This is a genomic window from Streptomyces sp. NBC_01549, assembly GCF_026339955.1.
Taxonomy (GTDB): Bacteria; Actinomycetota; Actinomycetes; order Streptomycetales; family Streptomycetaceae; genus Streptomyces.
Map to the genome: position 1 here is coordinate 352347 of NZ_JAPEPW010000001.1, position 16217 is coordinate 368563.

The following is a 16217-nucleotide window of genomic DNA, read 5'->3' on the forward strand; positions in this document are numbered from 1 at the left end:
TCAGACCCGCACCTGGATCAGCGCATGCGTGCCGCTCGTACGCCAGCGCCGGCCCTCGGCCGCGTCGAGGGCGGCCTCCGTACGGGAGTCCAGGCCCACGATCACATCGGACTTGAGGGTGCGCAGCGCGGCGACCGGGCCCGGGAAGTACGCGGTGGGCTCGGCGAAGGGCGTGTCGGCGGGGTAGAGCCGGTCGCCGACCAGACGGCGGTAGTTCAGGTCGCCCTTCATGAGGGTGACGTCGGCCTCGGCGAACTCCCGGCGGAGGTCGTCGGGCATGTCGGCGTATGGTAGCGGGGCGCAGGAGAAGGGGTGGGCCCGGACGGTGAGGCGCCCGTCGGTCATGGCCGCCCACAGCCGGTGGCCGGACTCGCCCGCCGCCCCCTTCGCGCTGGTGAGGTGGCGCAGGGCGTCGATCACGTCGGCGGTCGTGGCGTCGGAGACGTAGTACGGGTACGGCTTCACCTGCAAGAGGGCGCGGCCGACGCGGCGGTGGTGGAGCAGGTGGTCGATCAGGAGCAGATCGGGGATGAGTTCCCGGCCCGAGTTGTCCGCCACCAGGCAGAGGGTGCCGCCGGCGAACAGGGACTGCAGCACCTCGCCTTCGTCGGCCACCAGTTGGGCATCCACGGTTGTTTCCCCCGCTGCGGCCACGAGGCGGAACCCGAGGTCCGCGCGGTTGCCCCACAGCGAGCCGTGCAGCAGCGCCCCCTCGCGCTCCTCGACCGGCCGCTCGGTGAGCGGGTCGAGCGCGGCGAGTTCCTCGTCCGCCTCCGGGGTGTCGAGTTCCGCGAGTTTGAAAGGGCGGAAGGGGTCGATGCCCTTCCAGGCACCGGGAGTGAAGTAGCCGACGGCTTCGAGGAGTTGGCGGTAGAAGTAGCTCTCGGACCAGAGGAAGGGCACATCGAACCAGGAGCGGCCGAAGTACTCCGTGGCGCCCCACCGCTCCCACTGTTCACGGTCCGCCGCCCGCTCGCCGAGCGGTTCGACGACTCCCTCGGTGGCGTTCTTCAGCAGGGCGTCGAGCGCTCGGTGCTGCTCGGGGCCGTACGGGAAGGCGTCCCGCACCTTCCGGATGAGGGCCGGATGCCGCTCGGCCAGCACGCTCCAGGGGAACGAGCCCGGCTCGTCGCTGAGGATCACGGGCGCGTCGGCGGGTTCAGACATGTGGCTCACGCTACCGGCTGAGCCGAAAGGGGCGGCCCACGCCGCGCGTGGGCCGCCCCTCCCCCCGTGGGCCGCGCTCAGAGGGTCAGTTTCCAGCTGTTGAGCTTGCCGGTGTCCGAGGCGGCCACGTCCTGGACGCGGAGCTTCCATGTGCCGTTGGCGGTCTCGCTGGACGCGTCGACCGTGTAGGTGGTGTTGACGTCGTCCGCGGAGTCCGAGGTGCTGGAGGACTTCAGGCGATACGTCGAGCCGTCCGGGGCGACCAGGTCGAGCACCAGGTCACCGCGGTAGGTGTGGGTGATGTCGACGCCGACCTGGAGGGCGGAGGGCGCGTTGCCGGTGCGGCCGCTGACGGCGATCGAGGACTCGACGGCCGCCCCGTTGTCCGGGATCGAGAGGGCGGTGGTGTTGGAGAAGGTCGTGCCCGTGGTCGTACCGCTCACGGCCTGCACGGTCTTCGTCGCGTCCGCGAGGCCCGCGCCGCAGCCGCCGGAGCAGGTGCCGGGCAGGGCACGGGCGTTGTTCTTGATGGCGGTCTCGATCTGGGCCGGGGTGAGCGAGGCGTTCGCCGACTTCATCAGCGCGACCAGGCCCACGATGTGCGGGGTGGCCATGCTCGTGCCCTGGTAGTACGCGTACGACTCCGAGGAGGGGGTCTTCGTACCGGAGTTCAGCGTGGAGTAGATGCCGTTGGCGGTGGCCGTGCTCATGTCGCCGCCGGGGGCGGAGATGTCGACGATCGAGCCGTAGTTGGAGTAGGAGGCCCGGGAGCCGCTGCGGCCGGTCGCGGCGACGGTGATGACGTTGTTGCAGCTCGCCGGGGAGTAGTCGGCGGCGTTGTCGTTGTCGTTGCCCGCCGCGACGACGACCGTCGTGCCCCGGTTCACCGCGGCGGTGATGGCGCTCTGGGTGGCCGAGGTGCAGGCGCCGCTGCCGCCGAGGCTCATGTTGATGACCTTGGCGACGTTGGCGTTGGCCGGAACGCCGGAAACGGTGCCGCCGGAGGCCCAGGTGATGGCGTCGATGATGTCGGAGTCGTAGCCGCCGCACTTGCCGAGGACGCGCAACGGGGAGATCTTCGCACCGTAGGCGATACCCGCGATGCCCTTGTTGTTGTTGGTGACCGCCGCGATGGTGCCCGCCACGTGCGTGCCGTGCCAGGACGAGTCACTCGCCGGGATGCCGGAGCCGCACTCGTTCGCCGCGTAGTGGTCGCCCGGGTCGGCCGGGTTGCTGTCGCGTCCGTCGCCGTCGACGGAGACCGCCGTGTCGGAGATGAAGTCGTAGCCGGCGACGACGTTCGCGGCGACGTCGGTGTGCGCCACGTAACCGGTGTCGATGACGGCGACCGTCACCCCGCTGCCGGTGGAGGTGGACCAGGCCCCGGGGACGTTCATGCCCGCCTTGGCCTCGTACAGGTCCCACTGCTTGGTGTACTCGGTGTCGTTCGGCTCGGCCTGCGGCGTGTTCAGCCGGTCCGGCACGGCGTACGCGACCTGCGGGTCGGACCGGTACCGCGCGATGACGTCGGCGACGTCCTTCGTGCCGAGCCTGTCTCCGAGGTCGACGAGGGCCGCGCCGGTGCCGAGGCGGCGTGCGAAGTCGAGGTCTTCGCCCGCTTCCTTGCCCTTGGTCTCGGCGTCGGCGGAGGCGGCGGAGTTGGAGGTGGCCTCGGCGGCGCCGGACTTGTATCCGACGATGAGGCGCTCGGCGGGAGCGGCGACGGCCTGCGCGGTGGCCTGTGCCACCGGGGTGACCGCCACCTTGCCGGTGGAGGTCGCGGTGGACGGCTGGGCCGCGACCGTGGTGGTCATTCCGGCCAGCAGGGCCGCGGAGACCGCGGCGACGGATATCAGCTTCCGTCGGACTTCTCGTGAGGGGGCGGGACGCAAGGGCTTGCCTTTCGTGGCCGGCTCCGGGCGGTGCGAGACGCGGCGGAGCAGCGGTCGAATCGCTTCGTCGTCGAAGCGGCGGGGGGTGCAGTCCAGAAGCGGCGCGGTGGCCGGCCATACGTCGCGAGCGACCGGTCAGGGGTTGCCTGTGGGTCGGCTGTGCCCGAACGATAGGCAAAGCCCAGGTAATACGGATACAGGGGAAACCCTCGATCTGGCCGGTAACCGACCCTCGAGCGAGCCCAGTTGGCCGAGAGTGCCCGGTTTCACCCGGCCGGCGGATCTGAACGCGGGGCCCCGTGTCCCCGTACTTCACTGTGCGGCCGCGTCTGCGCGCGATGCCGTACGGCCGCACCCGCCGCCCCCACCCCCGCGAGGAGACCCACCGGATGACCGCACACCGCACCGCCACCGCGGCCGCTGTCGCCGTGGCGGCCCCGCTGCTCCTCATGACGTGGGCCGCGGGTCCGGCCCAGGCGCACGGCGCACCGACGGATCCGGTCAGTCGAGTGGTGGCGTGCTCGCCGGAAGGCGGCAGCAACACCGCTACGGCGGCCTGCAAGGCGGCGATCGCGGCGAACGGCGCACCCTTCACCGCCTGGGACAACCTCCGGGTCGCCGGTGTGGCCGGCCGGGACCGCCGGCTAATCCCGGACGGGCAGCTGTGCAGCGGGGGCCTGCCCGCCTACAAGGGACTGAACCTGGCCCGCGCCGACTGGCCCTCGACGCGGATGACGCCGGGCGCGACCTTCACGCTCTCCTACAGTTCGACGATTCCGCACACGGGAACCTTCAAGCTGTATCTGTCCAAGCCCGGGTACGACCCGACCAAGCCCCTCAAGTGGTCCGATCTGCCGACGAAACCGTTCGCCACGGCCACCGATCCCGCGCTGGTGAACGGTGCCTACCGGATCAAGGCCACGCTGCCCTCCGACCGGACAGGCCGGCAGATGCTGTACACCATCTGGCAGAACACGAGCACGACGGACACGTACTACTCGTGCTCGGACGTGGTCTTCCCGAGCGCGAGCGGTGGCGGCGGGGCCGCCGCGCCGACGACCTCGTCCCCGGCGCGTGCGACAGCCACGGCCACCCGGAAGGCTCCGCAGAGCCCGCGGACGACCACCGCCCCCGCCGACCGGTCACCGTCGCCCGCCCCGGAGAGCAGCGCGGCGACGACCGTGGTGACCGCGCCCGACCATCTCACGCCGGCCGCGGACACCTCGTCCGGCTCCAGCAACACGCTCCCCCTCGTCGCAGGGGCGGGGGGAGCGGCCGCGTTGCTGCTCACCGCCGGCGTCGCCATCACGCTGCGCCGCCGCCGGTGAGCGGTCGTCCGGGTTCCGTCAGTTGACGGTGACCGCCGGGCTGCCCGACTGGGTGGTGTCGCTGACGGGTGCGTACTTCGCGGTGAAGTAGCCGCTGGCGAAGCAGAGCGACGAGCCCGAGGACTTCGTGAACGCCTGGTTGGTGAAGGTGATGCTGTTGTCGGTGTTGCTCGACGTGCCGGTCAGGCTGGGCGCCTGGTAGACGCAGTTGATGCTGCCCAGCAGGGTGCGCAGGACGACGGTGGTCTGGATGGTGGAGCCCGCGGCCGGGGTCACGGTGACCGTGCCGGCCGAGGCGACCGCGGTGGTGTACGGAAGATTGTTGACCGTGACGCTGGTGACGCCGAGCACGCCGATGACATTGCTGGTGCAACTGCCGAAGGTGTGGGCGCTGAGCGACTCGGTGGCCGTGCCGGGGGCCGTCGGATTGTCGGTGACGGAGGCGGTGAAGGCGGACGCGGCACAGGAGACACCGCTCGTGCCGGTCGCGCTGGAGTAGAGCGTGGCGGCGGTGCCGCTCGCCAGTGAGGCGGTGAGGACGTCACCGGTGGCGACGGCGGCGCCGCCGGCGGTGAGCACCGGGGTGTCGTCCGCCGATGCGGGGGCGATCGCGGAGACCGAGAGCGCGGCGGCGGTGCCGAGGAGGGCGAGCAGGGATCGAGTGCGCATGGGGGTGCCTCTTTCTCAGACGGGCGTGCGGGTGTGTACGGCGCCGCCGCGGACATGCCGCCACGGCGGACCGCTGCCGGTCCGTGACGCCTTCTCCTTACGTCACGGACCGGCAGCGGAAGCCGGGCGACCGGACACGGCCCAGGGGGGAAAGTGCCGTGCCGGTGCCGCGGGGGGAGGTGGATTCAGCGTTGGAGCGCACCGCACGTTCAGACGTGCCACGGCCACCCCGCGAGGAGCGGGGGGTCCAGGAGGTGGCATACGTGCCGCGCATCGGATCCGGCGCCACGGATCCATGGGAAACAAGGCAGAGTTGTAGACCCCATAAATGGTCAACGTCAAGGCGTAGTAAGGAAGTTGAAGGTCATCACGGCCTCAAGTGCGAGGTCAGGACGGCCCGGCCTCCACAGGTGTTACACAATCAACATCCCTTTGCCACAAGTCTCTTGACCCGCGAATGTAACCCCCGGTAACTTCCACTTGGTTACTGCCGCGTAACGAGAAAGCCCTTGCGACCGCCGGGAGTCGTGAGGAGGCGTGCGCGGCAGCCGCTGTCCGCGCCAGGACAACGTGCCCGTTGAAGCCCCACCTGCATGACTATGTCCAGGGAGCAGAACATGGCCTCGTCCTCGGACGCCACGGCGTCCACCGATTCGACCCCCGAGAACCCCGAAAGCGGTTCCGGCAGACGTGGGCGGGTCCGCCTGCGCCGCGCCGCGGTGATGGCGGTGCCTGCCACCGCGGTCGCCGCAGGACTGATGATCCTCACCGCCCAGGGTGCCCTGGGAGTGCAATTCGCCATCTCCGGCATGCCGTTCACGGTCACGGCCACCGAGCTCAACGGCACCGGCTTCGAGCAGTTCGGCAACCTCGACAACATGGCCGACGGCAGCCCGAACGCCGGCGACACCGGCGGCCAGGTCCTCGTCATCACCTCCGCGATCAAGAACGCGACGCTCACCAAGCTGTGCCAGAGCGTCGACCTGGGCGGTACGAACCTGGTCATCACCGCGGGCGGCGGCACGGACAAGGTGCAGGCGACCAACCTGACGACCGACTCGACCGAGCTGTCGGGCGACGCGGCCTTCAACAACATCGAGATCGGCAACGACGCGAGCACGCTCGACAAGGCCGGGGTCCAGGGGAACAAGGGCGTCTTCAGCCAGCAGGCCGACACCGTCCACATCGGGAACCTGCGGCAGACCAACTACGCCACCACGGCCGCGGTGTTCAAGCTCCCCGGTCTCAAGCTCCGCTTCAGCGACTCGGGCTGCTGATGCCGGCCGTCCGGGATCTGCGGTCCGGTTTCCGGCAGTGGCGTGCGGACCGCCCCTTCTGGGGCGGTCTGCTGCTCACCCTGGGCGGAGCGGAGATCCTCCTCACCGAGAAGGCGTCCCTGAAGGTCGTCATGCACATCGGGATGCAGGGCATGGCGGGCTATCTACTGCCGACCATCATGATCCTGTGCGGTCTGCTGATCCTCTTCAACCCGGCGCAGCGCCTGTTCTACTCACTGCTCGGCATCCTCCTCTCCCTCGGTACCTGGCTGACCTCCAACCTCGGCGGCTTCTTCATCGGCCTCCTCCTCGGAGCGACCGGCAGCTGCCTGGCCTTCGGCTGGCTTCCGCACCAGGAGCCGCGCAAGCGGCGTCTGCTGCGCAGACGCCGTCGACAGCAGATGGCGACCGAGGCGTAGAGAAGGGGTAGGGAAGGGGTCCCGCCCCGGCCGAGCCCAGGGCAATGGGCGGCCGGGGCGGGAGCTGCGAAGGGACGACCCCAGGACGCGGGCCGGCCTCCGACTTGCCTGTACGCGCAGGGAATTTGCCCTCCCACGCAGTGGACGCCGGACGAACTCTCTCGGGAACGCCACCCTCGCATAGCGTGGACGCGCCATACACCGACGTCCGAGCGCCAGGGAGGCTCCCGATGGGAACCCCAAGTCCCTTGACGGGAAACCCGAGTCCCCTGGTGATGGACGCGACGGGCCGTGACATCCACGCGGAAGCCACCCGCATCCGCGCGCGCGGGCCCGCGACCCGCGTCGCTCTCCCCGGTGGTGTCGAGGCCTGGGCGGTCAGCAGCCCCGAGCTGCTCAAACGACTGCTCGTGGACCCACGGGTGTCCAAGGACCCGCGCCGGCACTGGCCCGCCTGGATCAACGGGGAGATCTCCCCCGAGTGGCCGCTGTTCACCTGGGTCGCGGTGCAAAACATGTTCACCGCGTACGGCGGCGACCACAAGCGGCTGCGGACCCTGGTCTCCACGACGTTCACCGCCCGCCGCACGGCCGCGCTGCAACCCCGTATCGAGGAGATCACCACCGGCCTCCTCGACCGCATCGCCGAGGCCGGAGAACACGGGGGAGTCGTCGATCTGCGGGAGGAGTTCTGCTATCCGATCCCCATCCAGGTGATCAGCGAACTCTTCGGCCTGCCCGAGGACGGACGGGCCGACCTCAGGGACCTGGTGGACAGCGTCTTCCACACCTCCGCGCAGCCCGAGGAGGTGACGAGCAACTACGCCAGGCTGTACGCCGTACTGGGTGAACTGGTCACCGAGAAGCGGAGGTCACCCGGCGACGACCTGACGTCCGGCCTCATCGCGGCCCGCGACGAGGGCGACGGCCGGCTGAGCGAGCAGGAGCTGCTCGACACGCTGGTCCTGATGGTCAGCGCGGGTCACGAGACCACGGTCAACCTCATCGACAACGCCGTGCACGCCCTGCTCACCCACCCCGAGCAGCTCGCGCACCTCCGCGCCGGACGTGCCACCTGGGACGACGTGATCGAGGAGACCCTGCGGGCCGAGGCCCCCGTCGCGAGCCTGCCGCTGCGCTACGCCGTCGAGGACCTCGACCTCGCCGAACTGGGCGGCCCGGACGGCACGGTGATCGGCCGGGGCGAGGCGATCCTCGCCGCGTACGCCGCCGCCGGACGCGATCCCGAGCGCCACGGCAAGGACGCGGACCTCTTCGACATCACCCGGGCCGACAAGGAGCACCTCGCCTTCGGACACGGCGTACACCGCTGCCTCGGCGCCCCGCTGGGCCGTCTGGAGGCCCGCGTCGCCCTGCCCGCCCTCTTCGACCGCTTCCCTGGTCTCCAACTAGCCGTGGATTCATCTGAGTTGGAGCCGGTGGACTCCTTCATCTCGCACGGCCACCGCACCCTGCCCGCCCGGATCCGTTAGGGCCGTCAGGGTCCGTTAGGGACCATTAGGGGCCGTCAGGGTCCGGCGCTCACTCCCCGTGCCACCAGGACAGGAGCCGGTTCCAGCCGCTTGGCCGGTGGTCGGGCTCCGAGACGGGGGGCTCGGTCGCGAGAGCCGGGAGGGGGCTCGCGGACGACTGCCGCTCGCTCTCGGGTCGCTGGACCGTCGCGGTGGGCGGGAAGCGTACGGGCAGCGCGGCCAGCGCACGGTGGAACGGGCCTGGCCGCCAGGCCAACTCACCTACTGCTACGTCCAGTTCGATGTCCGGGAGGCGATCGAGGAGCTTTTCCACCGCGGCCGCCGCGATCAGCCGGGCCGGGCCCCGCGCCGGGCAGTTGTGCGGGCCCGCGCTCCAGGCCAGGTGGGCACGGTTGCCCGCCCGCTGATCGGCCGTCAGCGCGGGGTCGGTGTTGGCGGCGGCGAGACTGACGACCAGCGGATCACCCGCGCGCAGCACCGCTCCCTCGTACACGACGTCGTGCAGCGGATAGTGCACGGCGTAGTTGGCGATCGGTGGATCGGTCCACAACACCTCGTCGAGGGCGTCCTCCACCGGGAGGCTGCCGCCGGACAGATCGCCCGCGAACCGGTCGTCGGACAGCAGCAGCCGCAGACTGTTCGCGATCAGGTTCTGCTGGGGCTCGGTACCGGCGCCCATCAGCACCACGAGGGTGTGGATCATCTCCTCGTCGGTGAGGCCCGCGGGGTGCGCCATCAGCCAGGACGTCATGTCCTGACCGGGGTTGCCCCGCTTCAGCGCGACCAGGTCGAGCAGGGTGCTGGTCAGCAGTTCGTCGGCCTTCTCCGCGTCCACCCCGTCGAAGATCCCGGACATGCCCTCGACCAGCCGGACCCCGTACTCGGCCGGGCAGCCGAAGAGGTGGTTGAAGACCAGCAGCGGAAGGACCTGCGCGTACTCACCGAGCAGATCCGCCGTGCCGAGCGGCGCGAAGCGGTCGATGAGGGTGTCGGCGCTGCGCTCCACATAGCCGCGCAGGGTGTTCGGATCGACGAGCGCGAGGCCGTCGGTGATCGCGCCGCGCAGCCTCTCGTGCTGCTCGCCGTCGGTGAACAGGGCGTTGGGCCGGTACATCATCATCGGCACGACCGGACTGCCCGGCGGGACGGTTCCGTCGGCGAGGTCGCGCCAGCGGCGGGGGTCCTTGGAGAAGGTCTCCGGGCTGCGCAGGACGTGCAGGGCGGCGTCGTAGGAGGTGACGAGGGTGGCTCTGACACCGGGTGCGAGCTCGACGGGCGCGGTCGGTCCGGCCGCGCGCAGCCGCCGGTAGACGGCGGCGGGGTCGGCCGCGAACGCGGGCCCGTACAGAGGCTCGTGCGCCGGGCACCCAGGTGGCGGTCCGGGCGGTGGTGGTTCGGAGGTCACACGGGCTCCAGTTCGCCGCTGCGGGTCATGAGGTACTCGACGAGGGCGATCAGCGCCTCGGTGGACGAGACCCGGTCGCGGGCGTCGCAGCGCACGAGCGGGGTCGAGGGCAGCAGGTCGAGAGCCTCGCGGACCTCGTCCAGGTCGTGCGACGCGCAGGCGTCGTCGAAGTCGTTGAGGGCGACGGCGTACGGCAGACCCAGCTCCTCCAGTACGCCCATGACGTCGAAGGACTCGGACAGCCGCCGGGTGTCCGCCAGTACCAGCGCGCCGAGCGCTCCGCTGGTCAGGTCCCTCCAGAGTCCGGTGAAGCGGTGCTGCCCGGGCGTGCCGAAGAGGTAGAGCACCAGGGCGTCGCTGAGGGTGAGGCGGCCGAAGTCGAGGGCGACGGTGGTGGTCGTCTTCTCTCTCGAACCGGCGAGGTCGTCGACGTGGGCGCCGGCCTCGGTCATCACCTCCTCGGTGCGCAGCGGCCGGATCTCGGAGAGCGCGCCGACGAACGTGGTCTTGCCGACCGCGAAGTGGCCCACGACCAGCAGTTTGACCGCGGTCCGCACACCGGGGCCGAGGTGGACGTCGTCAGAGTCGGGCGCGGAGCCCATCCAGTACCTCCTGGAGGATGCGGGCGTCGGAGAGACGAGCGGCCGGTATCGGCGCCCGGGTGGCGAGGTGACCGCTGTCCATCAGGTCGGCGATCAGTATTTTGGTGACGCTGACCGGGAGTTCCAGATGACCGGCCACCTCGGCGACCGACAGCGCTCCGGGCCGGCACAGCTCCATCATTCGGCGCTTCTCCGGGCTCAGCCCCATCAGCGGCAGGTCGTCGGCGGCGATCAGCAGGGTGACGAGGTCGAGGGTGTTGCGGGAGGGGTGGGCGCGGCCGTCCGTGACGACGTACGACCGCACCAGCCTCCCTCCCGGCCGGCGCCCGGGCGTCATGCCGGGCTGCCGGTGTCCTGCCGGGCCGGGCTGGTCAGCTCCTTGCCGAGCCGGTCGACCAACTTGTGCATGCGGTACGTGACCGCCTCCATGTCCACGTTCTCGCTGGTGGACACCGCGAGATGGGCGCCCTCGCCGGCGGCGACGAGGAAGACGTACCCGTGCGCGAACTCGATCAGGGTCTGCCGCCACGGCGCGGTCGCGCTGCCGCAGAACTCGGCCGTGCTGCGGCTGATCGACTGCACCCCGGACAGGCCCGCGGCCAGCCGCTCGGCGTCATCGCGGTGGATGTCCGCGGAGTGGGCCCGGAGCATGCCGTCGGCGGACAGCAGGATGGCGTGCCGCGCCTCCGGCACCTTCAGGACCTCGTCGAGCATCCACCCCAGCTCGTTGGTCATGGGCGCGATCATCCCTGTGTGTTCCCTTCGGATTCGTGGGGGGCTTCGATGTCGTAGGGGGTTCGGGCGTCGTAGGGGGGTTCGGTTTTCTCGGGGGACACGGCCCGGGTGTGTGCGGGGGGTGCGATGTCCCGCTCGGCCCGCGCGGAGCGGGTGCCGCGCGCGAAGGCGCCCATGCGCCGAGCGTTCTCCTCCGCGGAACGGCCCCCGCCCTCCTCGGCCGGGGCTGCCACTGCGGCCGGGGGCTGTTCGGCGGCCGGCGCGGGTACGGGCGCGCGGCGGCGCCGCTTGGGCAGTCCGCCGGCCGTCGTCGCCTCCGCGAGCGCGCTCGTCCGGGCCGTACGCCGGGGCGCGCGCGCCGGTTCCACGGGCGGCGAGGGCGGCTGGACCGGGTCGGCGTGGGTGAGCAGCGCGGCCGGTACGAAGACCACGGCGCGGACGCCGCCGTACGGGGAGCGGGTGTCCACGGAGACGTCGAATCCGTAGCGGGTGGCGAGGACGCCGATGACGGCGAAGCCGAACTGGGGCGGGTCGTCGAGACGGGTGACGTCGACCGCCCGGCGGCCGGTCAGCAGCGCGCCGGCGTGCTCGGACCCGCGGCTGTCCATGCCGACGCCCGCGTCGTCGATGACCACGACGGCGCCGTTGTGCACCGCCTGCACGCTGACCTCGACCGTGGTGTTCGGCTGTGAGTGGCGCGCGGCGTTGTCCAGCAGTTCGGCGACCGCGAGGACGACCGGCTCGACGGCCCGGCTCTCGACGGCGATGTCGGCCTGCCCGTTGATGCGGATGCGCCGGTAGTCGCGGATGCGGGAGGTCGCGCCGCGGACGACCTCGATCAACGGGGAGGTGGCCCGTTGGCGTCCGGGCCAGGAGCCGCACAGGACGGCGATGGCCTGGGCGCGCCGGCCGAACTGGGCGTTGGTGTGGTCGATCTCGAGCAGGTCGCACAGTACGTCGGGGTGGTCGTGCCGGTCCTGCATCTCCGAGATGGACACCTGCTGCTCGTTGGCGAGGGCCTGGATCGAGCGCATCGACGCCTTGAGGGCGGCTTTCGCGGACTGGTCGGCGCGGGCCTGCGCATGCCGCACGGCGTCGGAGAAGCGCTCCAGGAGGCCGTCGAGGCACTTCGCGAAGTCGGTGTCGGCCAGCCGCGCGTCGAGCAGTCCGACGGCGGGCAGGGCCGGTGCGGACGCGGTGGCGGGTTGCCCCGTCGCGGCGAGATGCCGACCGGCCTCAGGGAAGGTCTGCCCCTCCGCAGCAAGGTGTCCCCCGGCCGCCGAGGAGAATCGACCCGCCGGAGGATGTGGCCGGCCCGTCGCCGGTGCGGGCTGGTGCGGGGCGCTCTCGAGCGCGGGCAGACGGACCGCGACCAGGTGGCGCAGCTCCTCGTCCCGGGCCCGTAGCGCGTCCGCGAGCTCGGCGCTCCGGCCGCGCTGCCGTCCGGTGATCCCGCGCTGGCGCACCAGCAGCACGGTGACGGCGAGCAGGCCGACGGCCAGGCACCAGAACGCCGCCTCCGGTATCCGTTCGGTCATGAAGTCCTCAATGGCATATGCAAGTTGACGGGTCGCACGACCGTAGCCGTCCGCCGGCGCAAGCGCTTGCCCTCGCGCGCAAGGAAGTTGCCGTGGGGCGCACGGACTGTATGCACTAGGCTGACGAGGAGTAACTACCGCTAGCTGCACGGGAGTTGAGAGTGCCGTTGCCCGCGGAAAGCTACATCGTGGAATCACAGACGACCGCGGAGGTGGATCCGCGCGAGCGGGCCGACTTCTGGAGCGAGCACGTCGGGTCCTACCAGTCCACCATGGGCTACCGGTACGCGCGCACCGACGACTTCCGTGGCGCGACGGTCCGCCAGCGCACCGAGCGGTATCAGCTCGTCAAGTTCTGGTCGGACGAGATCACGTACAGCAGGACCGCCCACCAGGTCCGCCAGGACCCCGACGAGGACTACCGATTACTGCTGCCGCTCAGCGGGGAGATGGTGCTGCGGCAGGACGGCCAGGAGGCCCGGCTGACACCGGGCACCGGCACCCTCGTCAGCTTCGGGGCGCCCTTCGAGTGTCTCCAGGACGCCTCGACGCACGCGTTCGTCCTCACCATCCCCGCCTGCGAGGTGGACGGCCCGCTGAACCGCAAGTCCCCGCTGGCCACCGGGCTCGACCTGAGCAGGGGCCTCGGCCGGGTGGTGAGCTCCATGATCAACGACCTGCACGCGGAGCGCGACCACCTCACCGACCCCCACTTCAACGCCGTCTCCGACCGCGTCGTCGAGCTGCTGTGCATGCTCGTCCTCGGCGACGACCGCCCCGACGGGGCGGGCCAACTCACCGACGTGGAGACGATGGTTCGCCGCTACGTCCGTGAACACGCCGCCGACCCCGGCCTCACCGGTACGTCCATGGCGCACGCCCTCGGCTGGTCCCTGCGCCAGATCCAGCTGGCCCTGCAGCGCGCCGGCACCACCCCGCGCGACCTCATCCGCGAGGAGCGGCTGCGGCTGGTCCGTGAGCGCCTCCAGTGCACCGACTGCGAGCACCTGACCATCACCGACCTCGCCTTCACCTCGGGATTCTCCTCGGCGAGCGCGCTGAGTACGGCGTTTCGGCAGCGGTACGGGGTGAGTCCGCGGGAGATGCGCTCCGGGGGGCGGCGACCGTGACGCCGTTGCTCTCGGCACCCCTGGGCCGGGGCCGCGCCCCCGGTCCCCGGCCGCCGCGGTCCGTTGCCCACGGGCCGGTGGGGACGCGAGCGACCCTTGCCCGGCCCTGTTCCGGCCCACTCCCGGGTTGATGGGACTGCCGGATCACACCATCCTTGTACATATGGTGAAAATCCCGGGCGATACGGGGCGGGCGACCACGGCCGGTGACGCCATGGTGGTGGTCGACGCGCACGGAATCGTCACCGGCTGGAGTGAGGGCGCGCGTCTGCTGACCGGGTACGCCGCGGCGGAGATCACCGGCCGCCCGGTGTCGGAGCTGCTGGACGGGGACCCGGGCGAGGCCTGGCGGGCGCTGCTGACGAGCGGCGGCAACGGCGTGGTCGCCGTACGGCACGGGGACGGCCGGCGGACCGAGCTGGCCCTGCGGGCGTGCCCGCTCCAGGACGAGCACGGGGAGCCGAGCGGATACGTGATCACCGCGGCGCCGGACGAGCAGGGCCGCGGCCTGGGAGAGCTGGCGTTCAAACAGGCGTCGGTGTCGATGTCGGTGTTCGACACCGAACAGCGCTACCTGCGGATGAACGACACCGCCTGCCGGGTCATGGGCGTCCAGGAGGCCGAGGTCCTGCACCGCTACTTCCCGGACACCGTCGAGAACGCGGAACACAGCCGCGGCTTCTTCAACCATCTGCGCAAGGTCGTCGAGACCGGCCGCCCCGTCCACTACGAGAGCTGGACCCGGGCCCCCTCCGGACTGCGCATGAACGCGTGGAACATCGAGATGTGGCCGCTGCGGTCCCCCTCCGGGCAGCTGCTCGGCGTCTCGCTGGCCGGCTTCGAGAACACCGAGCAGTACCGGGCCCGGCGGCGGCTCGCCCTGCTGAGCAAGGCCGCCGCCGACATCGGTACGACGCTGGACGTGATCCACACCGCCCGCGAGCTGGCCCAGCTGGCCGTACCCGAGCTGGCCGACTTCGTGAGCGTGGACCTGCTGGACGCGGTGGTCGCGGGCGAGGAGCCAGTCGGCGGCCCGGTGGACGCCGATGTGGAGCTGCGCCGGGTCGCGCACCGCTCCCGTGCCGCCGACGCGCCGGGGACGGTGATCGATCTGGGCGCGGCGGAGGTCTACCCGTCCTCCTCCCCGCCGATCCGCGCTCTGGTCACCGGGCACGCGGTGCTCACCAGGACCGGTGACCCGGACGTCGACGGGTGGCTCGCCCGGCACGGCACCCGGGCCGCCACGCCATACCAGCCGCGCCGCCAGAACCTCTCCATGATGGCAGTACCGCTGGTGGCGCGCGGTACGACCATGGGGGTGGCGGTCTTCGTACGGCTGCTCACCGCCGAGCGCCCGGACGCATTCGACCACGACGACGTGTCGCTGGCCCAGGAGCTCGCCAGCCGCACGGCCGTCTGCGTGGACAACGCCCGCCGGTACGGCAAGGAGCGTACGACCGCGCTGGCCCTGCAGCGCAGTCTGCTGCCCCAGGCCATGGCCGGTCAGGCGGCGGTCGAGTTCGCCTCCCGCTACCTTCCGGCGCTGTCGCGGGCGGGCGTCGGCGGCGACTGGTTCGATGTGATCCCGCTGTCCGGGACGCGGGTGGCGCTCGTCGTCGGCGATGTCGTCGGGCACGGCATCCATGCCTCGGTCACCATGGGCCGGCTCCGTACGGCGGTATGGACTCTGGCCGACGTCGACCTGCCCCCGGACGAGCTGCTCACCCACCTCGACGACCTGGTCGGACATCTGGCGGACGACGAGAGCCCGACGGGCGCGGAGATCGGCGCCACCTGTCTGTACGCGGTGTACGACCCGGTGTCCGGGCACTGCGCGATCGCCGCCGCGGGGCACCCGCCGCCCGCGGTGCTGTTCCCGGACGGCACCGTGAAGGTCGTCGAGGTGAGCGCGGGACCGATGCTCGGCGTGGGCGGCCTCCCCTTCGAGGCCACCGAGCTGCACCTGCCGGAAGGCTCCGTCCTCGCCCTCTACACCGACGGTCTCTTCGCGGCCCGCCACCTCGACGCGGACGCGGGTACGGCCGTGCTGTGCAGCGCGCTGACGGTCCCCGCCGGAAATCTGGACGACGCCTGCGACAACGTGCTCCAGGTGCTGCTCCCGCAGCACCCCACCGACGACGTGGCCCTGCTGCTGGCCCGCACCCGCACTCTGGACAGCGACGAGGTGGCGGTGTGGGACCTGCCCGCCGATCCGGCGGAGGTCGCCTCCGCCCGGCAGTACGCCACCGAGCAGCTGACCCGCTGGGGGCTCGACGAGGTCGCGTTCGTCACCGAACTCGTCGTCAGCGAACTGGTCACCAACGCCATCCGCTACGGCGGCGCCCCCATCCAGCTCCGGCTCATCCGCGACCGCGCCCTCATCTGCGAGGTCTCCGACGCCAGCAGCACCTCTCCCCATCTGCGCCGGGCCCACACCTTCGACGAGGGCGGCCGCGGGCTGCTCCTCGTCGCCCAGCTCACCGACCGCTGGGGCAGCCGCACCACCAGCGCCGGAAAGACGATCTGGGCCGAACAGGCGCTGCCGTTCGAGTGACGCGGCCT

General features: G+C 71.3%; 14 protein-coding genes. 6 read left to right on the top strand and 8 right to left on the bottom strand.

Annotated elements, in window-relative coordinates; translation table 11 throughout:
* Both OG819_RS01485 and OG819_RS01490 read right to left on the bottom strand, forming a co-directional pair.
* Positions 1 to 1167 carry a damage-control phosphatase ARMT1 family protein gene (locus tag OG819_RS01485; RefSeq protein ID WP_266647629.1) on the bottom strand — a complete coding sequence of 389 codons (1167 nt, stop codon included), beginning with the start codon at positions 1165 to 1167 and terminating at the stop codon, positions 1 to 3.
* Between the two features lie 77 nt (positions 1168 to 1244).
* Positions 1245 to 3059 (bottom strand): S8 family serine peptidase, encoded by a 1815-nt coding sequence (locus tag OG819_RS01490; protein WP_266647631.1) that lies wholly within the window; start codon positions 3057 to 3059, stop codon positions 1245 to 1247.
* A gap of 389 nt (positions 3060 to 3448) precedes the next feature.
* On the opposite strand from OG819_RS01490, the gene OG819_RS01495 reads away from it, so the two are divergent.
* Positions 3449 to 4387: a lytic polysaccharide monooxygenase gene (locus tag OG819_RS01495; protein ID WP_266647633.1), complete on the top strand. Its 939-nt coding sequence runs from the start codon at positions 3449 to 3451 to the stop codon at positions 4385 to 4387.
* A gap of 18 nt (positions 4388 to 4405) precedes the next feature.
* On the opposite strand, the gene OG819_RS01500 is transcribed toward OG819_RS01495, so the two are convergent.
* Complete coding sequence (locus tag OG819_RS01500) at positions 4406 to 5056, bottom strand: Tat pathway signal sequence domain protein (protein ID WP_266586818.1); 651 nt, start codon at positions 5054 to 5056, stop codon at positions 4406 to 4408.
* Positions 5057 to 5673: 617 nt separating this feature from the next.
* Here OG819_RS01500 and OG819_RS01505 point away from each other — a divergent pair.
* The 3 genes from OG819_RS01505 to OG819_RS01515 all read left to right on the top strand — a co-directional run bounded on the left by OG819_RS01505 (position 5674) and on the right by OG819_RS01515 (position 8245).
* A complete protein-coding gene (locus OG819_RS01505; RefSeq protein WP_266591490.1) occupies positions 5674 to 6333 on the top strand; it encodes a DUF6230 family protein in 660 nt (219 codons plus the stop codon).
* A complete protein-coding gene (locus OG819_RS01510; protein WP_266586816.1) occupies positions 6333 to 6752 on the top strand; it encodes a DUF6114 domain-containing protein in 420 nt (139 codons plus the stop codon). Before OG819_RS01505 ends, OG819_RS01510 begins: the two co-directional genes overlap by 1 nt.
* Before the next feature lie 230 nt (positions 6753 to 6982).
* Complete coding sequence (locus OG819_RS01515) at positions 6983 to 8245, top strand: cytochrome P450 (protein WP_266647635.1); 1263 nt, start codon at positions 6983 to 6985, stop codon at positions 8243 to 8245.
* A 49-nt stretch (positions 8246 to 8294) separates the two neighbouring features.
* Here the strand turns inward: OG819_RS01515 and OG819_RS01520 are convergent, their stop codons facing one another.
* From OG819_RS01520 to OG819_RS01540, 5 genes are read right to left on the bottom strand one after another with little or no spacing between them, the layout of a single operon-like run.
* Positions 8295 to 9650, bottom strand: coding sequence for a cytochrome P450 (locus OG819_RS01520; RefSeq protein WP_266647637.1), 1356 nt, complete (start codon positions 9648 to 9650; stop codon positions 8295 to 8297).
* On the bottom strand, positions 9647 to 10252 hold the full coding sequence (locus OG819_RS01525) for an ATP/GTP-binding protein (protein WP_266647639.1): 606 nt from the start codon (positions 10250 to 10252) through the stop codon (positions 9647 to 9649). Before OG819_RS01525 ends, OG819_RS01520 begins: the two co-directional genes overlap by 4 nt.
* A complete protein-coding gene (locus OG819_RS01530; RefSeq protein WP_266647641.1) occupies positions 10230 to 10589 on the bottom strand; it encodes a DUF742 domain-containing protein in 360 nt (119 codons plus the stop codon). Before OG819_RS01530 ends, OG819_RS01525 begins: the two co-directional genes overlap by 23 nt.
* Positions 10586 to 10999 (bottom strand): roadblock/LC7 domain-containing protein, encoded by a 414-nt coding sequence (locus OG819_RS01535; protein WP_266647643.1) that lies wholly within the window; start codon positions 10997 to 10999, stop codon positions 10586 to 10588. Before OG819_RS01535 ends, OG819_RS01530 begins: the two co-directional genes overlap by 4 nt.
* Complete coding sequence (locus OG819_RS01540; RefSeq protein WP_266647645.1) at positions 10996 to 12525, bottom strand: ATP-binding protein; 1530 nt, start codon at positions 12523 to 12525, stop codon at positions 10996 to 10998. Before OG819_RS01540 ends, OG819_RS01535 begins: the two co-directional genes overlap by 4 nt.
* Before the next feature lie 188 nt (positions 12526 to 12713).
* Here OG819_RS01540 and OG819_RS01545 point away from each other — a divergent pair, with 188 nt between their 5' ends.
* Positions 12714 to 13655: an AraC family transcriptional regulator gene (locus OG819_RS01545; RefSeq protein ID WP_266647652.1), complete on the top strand. Its 942-nt coding sequence runs from the start codon at positions 12714 to 12716 to the stop codon at positions 13653 to 13655.
* Between the two features lie 163 nt (positions 13656 to 13818).
* The gene (locus tag OG819_RS01550; protein WP_266647653.1) at positions 13819 to 16209 is read left to right on the top strand and encodes a SpoIIE family protein phosphatase; all 2391 of its coding nucleotides are present in this window, start codon (positions 13819 to 13821) and stop codon (positions 16207 to 16209) included.
* Positions 16210 to 16217: the final 8 nt, after the last annotated feature.

Coding starts and splice junctions, on each gene's coding strand:
- OG819_RS01485 (WP_266647629.1), bottom strand. CDS start 1,167: ATGTCTGAACCCGCCGACGCGCCCGTGATCCTCAGCGACGAGCCGGGC.
- OG819_RS01495 (WP_266647633.1), top strand. CDS start 3,449: ATGACCGCACACCGCACCGCCACCGCGGCCGCTGTCGCCGTGGCGGCC.
- OG819_RS01500 (WP_266586818.1), bottom strand. CDS start 5,056: ATGCGCACTCGATCCCTGCTCGCCCTCCTCGGCACCGCCGCCGCGCTC.
- OG819_RS01505 (WP_266591490.1), top strand. CDS start 5,674: ATGGCCTCGTCCTCGGACGCCACGGCGTCCACCGATTCGACCCCCGAG.
- OG819_RS01510 (WP_266586816.1), top strand. CDS start 6,333: ATGCCGGCCGTCCGGGATCTGCGGTCCGGTTTCCGGCAGTGGCGTGCG.
- OG819_RS01515 (WP_266647635.1), top strand. CDS start 6,983: ATGGGAACCCCAAGTCCCTTGACGGGAAACCCGAGTCCCCTGGTGATG.
- OG819_RS01525 (WP_266647639.1), bottom strand. CDS start 10,252: ATGGGCTCCGCGCCCGACTCTGACGACGTCCACCTCGGCCCCGGTGTG.
- OG819_RS01530 (WP_266647641.1), bottom strand. CDS start 10,589: ATGACGCCCGGGCGCCGGCCGGGAGGGAGGCTGGTGCGGTCGTACGTC.
- OG819_RS01535 (WP_266647643.1), bottom strand. CDS start 10,999: ATGATCGCGCCCATGACCAACGAGCTGGGGTGGATGCTCGACGAGGTC.
- OG819_RS01540 (WP_266647645.1), bottom strand. CDS start 12,525: ATGACCGAACGGATACCGGAGGCGGCGTTCTGGTGCCTGGCCGTCGGC.
- OG819_RS01550 (WP_266647653.1), top strand. CDS start 13,819: ATGGTGAAAATCCCGGGCGATACGGGGCGGGCGACCACGGCCGGTGAC.